General features: G+C 39.8%; 1 protein-coding gene. It reads right to left on the reverse strand.

Going from position 1 to position 1,587, the window contains the following annotated elements:
- Positions 1-1,537: IS1182 family transposase (locus tag JZO70_RS22185; RefSeq protein ID WP_207675883.1), on the reverse strand; the 1,537-nt coding region annotated here is incomplete at its 3' end.
- Positions 1,538-1,587: the final 50 nt, after the last annotated feature.

A 1,587-nucleotide genomic window follows, 5' to 3' on the forward strand; every position in this document is an offset into this window, starting at 1 on the left:
CTAGTTTCCTCATGTTTAGCGCCATGACGAGAATACCTGTTTCTTTTTTCACCTTCTCCAGTCCTCGAACATGGTAACGTGTGAAATGCAAACAAGCCTTCATCCATCCAAAGACTGGTTCTACATCGATCTTTCGTTGTCCGTAGATTTCTCCAGTTTTAGATTCTGAAAGCAGTGTGCGTTGTTTTGCTTTAAAATACTCTAACGCGGGATTCACTTTGATGATTCGGACATTACCTTTCTTGGTCAATGCTTCCTGAATCACTTCGCGATTCTCAGTATATTTTTCCGCTTTGTATTCCTTAAATTCACGGATAAATCCATCCTTCTTGTCGGTTTCGGTTCTGTACGCATTGAAATTGAACCGAACACCTTTCGGATCAATATAGTAATCATCTTTTTCGTGGTAGGTCCAATTCATTACTTTTCGTTCGTCGGATTTCCACTTCTTACTTTGTTCTTTCAACATTGTACCGTATGGAATTAGTGCAGTGTGTTCTGACAGCTCATCTTCAAGGAAGCGATAGTTTTGTTCAGAACCATAACCCGCGTCAGCTACAATATAAGTAGGCAAAAACTCTTTCATTGCGATCTTTTCTAGAAATGATGGCAGAGTCTTTGTATCTGTAGGATTTTGATAAACATCATAGGCTAAAACAAATTGATTGCTTGTTCCGATTTGAAGGTTGTAGGCGGGTTTCAGCTGCCCATTTTTCATAGGATCTTCCTTCACACGCATAAAGGTAGCGTCTTTGTCTGTTTTGGAGTAGCTATTGCGAGCACCACAAGTAGACAAGCGCTTCTGATGATCTGCCAGCTTGTCTCGTCGCTCTGTCAATTTTCTTTTTTGGGATTTAAGTTTTCGTCGCTGTTGTTTGGCAGGATTAGGTGAAACCTTTTTGGTTTCATTTACTTCCTGTTCTAATTCTTCCAAACGAAGTTCCATTCTTGTTAATACTTCATCTAGCATATCCAGCGTAAGAGTCGTTCCTTCTGGAATGTGATTAGCCAGATGTGCCTCTTTGAGTTCAGAGATCAATATCAAAAGCTGATCGCGATTCATTTTGTCGTACTTGATCGTGCTTCTTTTCCAAACAAAACTATATTTATTTGCATCTGCTAAAATCTTAGTTCCATCAATAAAGATCGCATCGTCAATCAGTTGTCGTTCTCTCAGGTAGCCAACTAGTACATCTAATCCTTTCTCGATCAGTCCCTCTAAATCATTGGAAATACGAAAACGTGCAATCGTTCGATACGTCGGCAGTTGTTCTTGAGTCAGCCAGCGAGCCGGTAGGCTTTCTTCTGCAAGCTGTTCGATTTTGCGACTACTAAACACACTACGTGTATAAGCAAAGAGAACAAGCTTCAACATTGCACTTAAATCGTAGCTTCGTGGGCGGCCAAACAGATAAGGTTCGTTAATTTCCAATGCTTCTACCAATTCATTGATAAACCAAGCAGTACTATCCTTTTTTGGAATATATGAAGTTGAGATATCCAAAGTGAGTTGATTCATGTTATAATTTGTATGCATAATTTTAATCCTTTCGAGGGTTGAATAAGTTTAGAGTACAGGGTCCAGCC

The organism is Candidatus Enterococcus moelleringii (assembly GCF_017377575.1).
Classification (GTDB): Bacteria; Bacillota; Bacilli; order Lactobacillales; family Enterococcaceae; genus Enterococcus_A; species Enterococcus_A moelleringii.